This is a genomic window from Okeania sp. SIO2F4 (assembly GCF_010672385.1).
Taxonomy (GTDB): Bacteria; Cyanobacteriota; Cyanobacteriia; order Cyanobacteriales; family Microcoleaceae; genus Trichodesmium.
Map to the genome: position 1 here is coordinate 1 of NZ_JAAHGT010000594.1, position 6070 is coordinate 6070.

4 protein-coding genes are annotated in these 6070 nt (G+C 38.3%); 3 read left to right on the forward strand and 1 reads right to left on the reverse strand.

Annotation, left to right across the window (positions count from 1 at the left end):
- Positions 1 to 588: 588 nt before the first annotated feature.
- Positions 589 to 819 (reverse strand): hypothetical protein, encoded by a 231-nt coding sequence (locus F6K22_RS28305; protein ID WP_293105779.1) that lies wholly within the window; start codon positions 817 to 819, stop codon positions 589 to 591.
- A 567-nt stretch (positions 820 to 1386) separates the two neighbouring features.
- On the opposite strand from F6K22_RS28305, the gene F6K22_RS28310 reads away from it, so the two are divergent.
- From F6K22_RS28310 to F6K22_RS28320, 3 genes are all read left to right on the forward strand, one after another.
- Positions 1387 to 1626, forward strand: a complete 240-nt coding sequence (locus F6K22_RS28310) for a hypothetical protein (RefSeq protein WP_293105781.1) — start codon at positions 1387 to 1389, stop codon at positions 1624 to 1626.
- A gap of 397 nt (positions 1627 to 2023) precedes the next feature.
- Positions 2024 to 5533 carry a PLL family lectin gene (locus F6K22_RS28315; RefSeq protein WP_293105784.1) on the forward strand — a complete coding sequence of 1170 codons (3510 nt, stop codon included), beginning with the start codon at positions 2024 to 2026 and terminating at the stop codon, positions 5531 to 5533.
- Between the two features lie 81 nt (positions 5534 to 5614).
- Entirely contained in the window at positions 5615 to 5926 is a 312-nt protein-coding gene (locus tag F6K22_RS28320) for a hypothetical protein (RefSeq protein ID WP_293105787.1), read from the forward strand.
- Positions 5927 to 6070: the final 144 nt, after the last annotated feature.

The following is a 6070-nucleotide window of genomic DNA, read 5'->3' on the forward strand; positions in this document are numbered from 1 at the left end:
CTAGGTAGTTGAACTTGTAGTTGATACAATCCATCCTCTTGTAATGGGAAAACTTTCATCATAGTTCCACCGCCAGGCTGAGATTTTCCCACGCAGAAAAACCTGCCTGAGCGTTTCTTACTCCAATCAACACCCCATTCCTGTCTGGTTTTATATCCGTTTTCTGCTAAATTATGTTGAGCGTTAAATAATTTCTTTGAACCAAAACAAATATTTCATTAATTGATAATTGATAATGGCGAACTTGATAATTACCTCGGGTTTTAACCGAGAGGATTGAATATAAGGAAATATTATTTCTTTTTTCTCCTTGCTCATGAGAGGCTTTATACCTTTATTTTTCGGTAAACGTTCTGTAGAATTTAACTTCTTTAATTTTCGTTTCAGACGTTGTATTTTCTGAATTTTACTTTTTAAACCTAGCAATTGATGAAAAAATTTATTTCGAGCTTGTATATGTGGGAAACCTTTTTTTGTTGCTAATTTTAAAGTTTTTTCTAGGGTAGTGATGAGTTTTTTTGCAGCCGTTGTTTTAGCTTTAATTTGGAGTTCTAGTTTAGTAATATTATTAGCTTTAGCTGTTTTTAATTAGTTTAAGCATTGAGTGGCTTCAGTAGCAATTGAGTCAGCCCATGCCCATTGGATGTTAAAATGCTTCATTAGACGCTTTTCGACAAAGGATTCTGACAACTTCTCAGTTTGCATCCAGTTGACAGCAGAGCGTTTCCAGGATTCGTACAATACCCCCAGTTCCTCAAAGACAGGATGATATTCAATTTTTGCTTCTATCCCTCTCAAGGAACCATGAGATTTGGCCATTGCTAACATTGAATTATTTTACTCAAGGTTAGCATGGTTTGTCTAGGAATGTTAACAATATTTGCTATAGCTTTGACTTTTTCTTTTGCATATTGTTTCATATCCTAGACATTTTGTACATACTTGTCTAGGATAGTATATATTTTTGCCCTTTAGTAAACAACAGACTGATAGTGTCTTTATTGAAACCTTTAATATATCTCATCAAAGCCTCCTGATTATTTTATAGGTCGGTCTTCAAGCTAACCAATACGAAAAATTTAACTTTCAGGAATTTATCTCAAATTCTATGATCAAAATATACAATTAATTTTGCCGGACTACTTACTTTATCACTTTTTATATCGGTTAGAAGGAAGGTTAAGCCTATTCTCAAAAAAATCTTATTGCCAGAAACTATCAAGATTTAATCAACGCTATTACCTTAGCTATGTTACAATTTACCCAAAAAGATATTCCAATCTAGCTTACCCATTGTTGTTATTGTATTTCATAACTGTGGGAATTCTCATAGATTAGATCCTGATTTACATTTAACCTCAGAATATTATTCCGGAGAATTTAAATATGGCAAGCAGAAATGTATTAATCTCAATCCATGATAGTTATCTTAATCAAATGACTCAACTTGCAGAAAAACTCCAGGCAATAGGGATGAAAAATTTGCAATTAATGCAGACTGTTGGTGTCATTACGGGTTCAATTGATGAATCTCAAGTGGCTAATATTTCTAATTTAGAGGGAATTGTAAATTGGGAATTCTCCCAGGACATTCAAATCTCTCCTCCAGATTCGTTAGTGCAGTAGAATATTAAGTTTTGTATCTATTAATAAAGATTTAATAAAATTTAGAATTACTGGCATCTAACATCCTAACATCTGATATTCTCTGGAAATAAGATAGTTGGTTTACTAACTGAATGACGAGTTAGCTTTAATATCATGTCCGCTGGTATGCTCCCGTGTAAACTAAAGGGTGAATATCTACAGGAAATTTAAGTTTTTTCAGGGTTAATACCCTTAAATAAAGCCTGACAAAGCAAATTTCTGAATTCTAAATTCGCGCATTCTAAATTCTTACCCTTTTAGAATACCGATGCTACCGGACATGATATAACTCCTAGAAAGGTTAAGTGTGTTTTTGTCAAGGTTTAATAATTTGAAGGAGAAAATTATGACGAGCCAAACAATGCCGCCCGGAGACATGAATAACCAGGGAACTCCAATACCAGAAGAAACAATGGGTTCAGAGACGAACCAATCTAGTTTATCAGCGATGCCTTCAGTGGGTCAACTCAGTTCAGGGCAAGTCAACGTAAATGATCTTCTAACAATAGGAGGGTCATGGAATATTTGGAAGAGCTTAGAGGGAACATTGATCTCAGGACCAACAGCTTGTGGACGTGACAATCGTCTTGATGTTTTTGGTATCGGATTAGATAGCAAACTTTACCACAAATGCTATGAAAACGATCAATTGAAGTTCGATTGGACAAGTCTAGAGGGAGCTTTTATCTATCCTCCATCTGCTGTCTCACGGGATACAAATTTGATTGATGTTTTTGGTATTGCTAAAGATAAACAAGTTTATCAAAAGTCTTGGAATGGCGAGCAATGGAGTGAATGGAAAAGTTTGGGTGGCGTTTGCATTCATGGAGTAACTGCAACATCCTGGGCAGACAACCGCATCGATCTATTTACTGTCGGAACGAATAGTGTCATCTACCACAAATATTGGGATGGAGAATCGTGGGAGAATTGGCAACCTCTGATATTAGAAGGTCAAGAAAATTGGGAAATAAGTTCAACCTGTATTCATACTCCAGCTGCTGTCTCCCGGAAAGTGAGACACATTGATATTTTTGCTGTCGGAATTGATAAGCATATCTATCACGCCTGGGGAGATGGGAGAACATGGACAGGCTGGGAAAATGTCGGGGGACCTAGCATTTTAGGTATAAGTGCGACTAGCCGAAGCCCAGAAACGATCGATCTATTCACAATTAGTACGGATATTGTCGAAACAGATAATCACCTCTACCATCGTTTCATGGAGAATAATCAGTGGAGTGAATGGCAGAATCTTGGAGGTACTTGTATTTCGGCTCCGGCTGCTGTAGCGAGGGGTAGCGATCGCCTTGATGCGTTTGTGATTGGCACTAAGAGTGAGTTGTGGCAGAAGTCTTGGACAAACAAAGATGGAGAATCATCGTCGGAAAATGAAGACATTGGAATATCCTCTATCAATAAGGAAGATAACCCAGGCGAACATGCTCTTTCTGAAGTAGCCAAAGCTGCAACTATTGAAACAGGATTGAATATAAAATTTGGATCGTGTAAAGACTTGGCAGTTGGATGGTTTGGTACTGATATACATCCTCTTCAGCAGTTAGAGACAATTCATCAAAAAGCAGTTCGAGAAGCTGCACAAGCTTATCCAAAAGGTAGCGACGAGAGACAAAATGCAGAATATAAAAAGTTACAATCTTTTTTTGCATTCCATGCTACTGAACCAGAATTACTAACGCAAGAGCCACCTGTCAACGATAAATCTCCCGTAGCACAATTCACTTTAGCCAAAAATGAACTTAACGGGATTTACTGGGATTTAAGAACTTCATCACTGGCTCAAAATAACGATCCAGATTACTTTCTCCTTACCAAAAAACGTCTTTTGGAGGTTCTTTTGGAGTTTGATCAGGTACAATCAAGTTTCGTAGATTTTCCTGAATATTCTTATTTCAAGAATGCTAATATACCAATCCTAATCAAGGTAGAAGATAACTTGCGCCTTTGGCGTGCGTATCTAAATGATGAAGCCATTACCTGTAATGACCTTGAAAACGCATCTAAAAACCTGATTACTGATGTGCAAATGGAGCTTGGCAGAGCTGTAGAAGGGCTAGCCAAGATATCTATGATCTTCAGCATTGAACCGTTTTATCTCTTCCGGCTAATGGTACCATTTCAAGTTGTCTCCAATCTTGGAGTGAACCAAGGGGATAAGCGGAATGCCAGTGGAACACTAACTGACTTAATCAATAATAGTTTAGGTATGAAATGGGTTCCTCTCTGGTTAGAAAGCAAAATTATAGAACTCGACGACGCTTTGAGAGAGTTGGATCCCAGACAAGAAAACTTCTTCTTTCACCTCAAAGGAGGACGTGCCCAAGCTACCTTGTTAAAAGACCCAGGCAGTGGAAAAAATGACTGGGATACGGGTATTATCATCAAGCCAGATCTGCCTGCCGAGTATTGGTATGAGACTTTCAATAAAGTACATAATCTCGTCCTTAATAAATTGAGGAAATTTAAGCAAGAGTTCTTTATGCTTATTAATCTGCATGCAGATGATGTCACCATTGAAATGGTACGGAATCGCTCTCTTGAAGATGACGACTTGATAGACGCACTGGATGAAAGCAATTTACTTTCCGACCTCCCGACGGAGCCTGGCGACGAACAAGGCAGTTGCAAAGCAGAACTTATCGATATTGGTATTCCCCGACGGGACTCCATCGAAGCTATGGAACACTGGTATCACACACGTCCTTATATTACGCGACAAGTCAACGAACTCCCAATACCAGGTCATCTTTACTACGTTGATGAATACATGGCAATGATGCGGGAGGCTCTTGCTGGTCAATCACCTGCTCCTCATAAGATTACCAAACGGGTAAGACGTTTATTTCAGATAATGAATTTAAACAACAATGATGATCCCAGGTTGGACGATATTGTGGTTCAGAAACGTAATGAAATTGAAGCGAAAAATATTTTTCCGAATTCCTTGGCAATAGTCGATATACCTAATCAACCTATTTATGTAACTCGGCTGATTCCTATCATGCTGAAACAATTTATGGATGCCTATGATTTAGGGAACGAATTTGATTTAGCATCAATGGTTGATAATTCTTTTCAAAATACAAGTCAGACAATTCCTAATATAACAATCCCTATCGAAGTGGAAAACGGAGTTCAGGCAGACATTGCTAAGAATAACTGGAACCCTGTTACACACGGAATGCTTTTACAGTGGGTTGCATTGGCTAACAAACTTTCTACAATGTTCGAGTTGAATTTCAAGAATAGAGCTGAGTTCTTTGGTTTTGGGCAGCAAGCAACTCAGACGCAGAACCAGACGCGCACCATGCTTGAGAACTTTGTTAAAGAACTTCATAACAGTTCGGTATTTTCAGAAAATGAAACTGAGATAGAAGTTCAATTTGCAGTCTGTGGAAGCTTTGCTGCCCATCTGCATGCAGAATATGCTCAGTTAAAAACGGAATCAAAAGCACAACTAGATCCAGTTACCTATATCGAATTAAAAATATTTGCTTGGGATAGTGGTGCTAATCCTAATATCGTCAGGGAGGCTTTGATCGCGCCTGCAGTCAATACATATCTAACAAACCATCCCAATCAATTCAATATTCAGACTGGAGGGAATGGTGAAATATACCTATTTTGGCATCAGCAAGAAACTCTGGGAAACTTCCACTATCGTCCCTTAGTTGTCAAGATTCTTGTGGAAAAGAATTTCTGGCCTAAAGTAGCCTTTGTCAGAGGATTTCCTGTATTGTCCCTACGGGATTTGATTCGTGAATATAACCGAAAAGCTGCCAATGCTGGAGAATGGGGGAGAATACAGAAATTAAAGGACACCTCTGAAATTCTCAGAGGGATGCTGACTCAATTTGATTACTGATAAGTCAGGGAGGAAATTGATGAGCAAGAGACAGAATCAAAAAATAACTTCAAAACGATATATAGGATTATAGAGGAAACTATGACTAACGAAACAATGCCTACTGGGAATATGAATATAATGGAACCAAATCACAATACTCCCAGTGATACAGGCCCTACAAATCAAACTGATATCTCAGACAAATCCAATTTAACAGAAGCCATTCAATCACTCCAAGAACTCACAACTAAACAGTTAGAAGTTCTCGAAACAGTTGTGAGCAGCTTGACACAAACTGACAGTTCATCTGGAGAGTTGAGTACTTCTTCAGTCCAAGAAATCGGACCAAGTTCAATTGAAGCTGAGAGTATTGGTGATAATGCAATCCAAGGAATGGAAGCAGCTACATAAGCGGAGGTCGACCCGACGTCCCTGGCGTGCGTGTCTACGTCTATTTTACTCTTGTTAATTTATATTCACTTATGGCTCACATTCTATTCGTCGTCTAAATTGGGAGGCAGAGATATGTATGTGTGTACGCTTGGAATTTAGAGC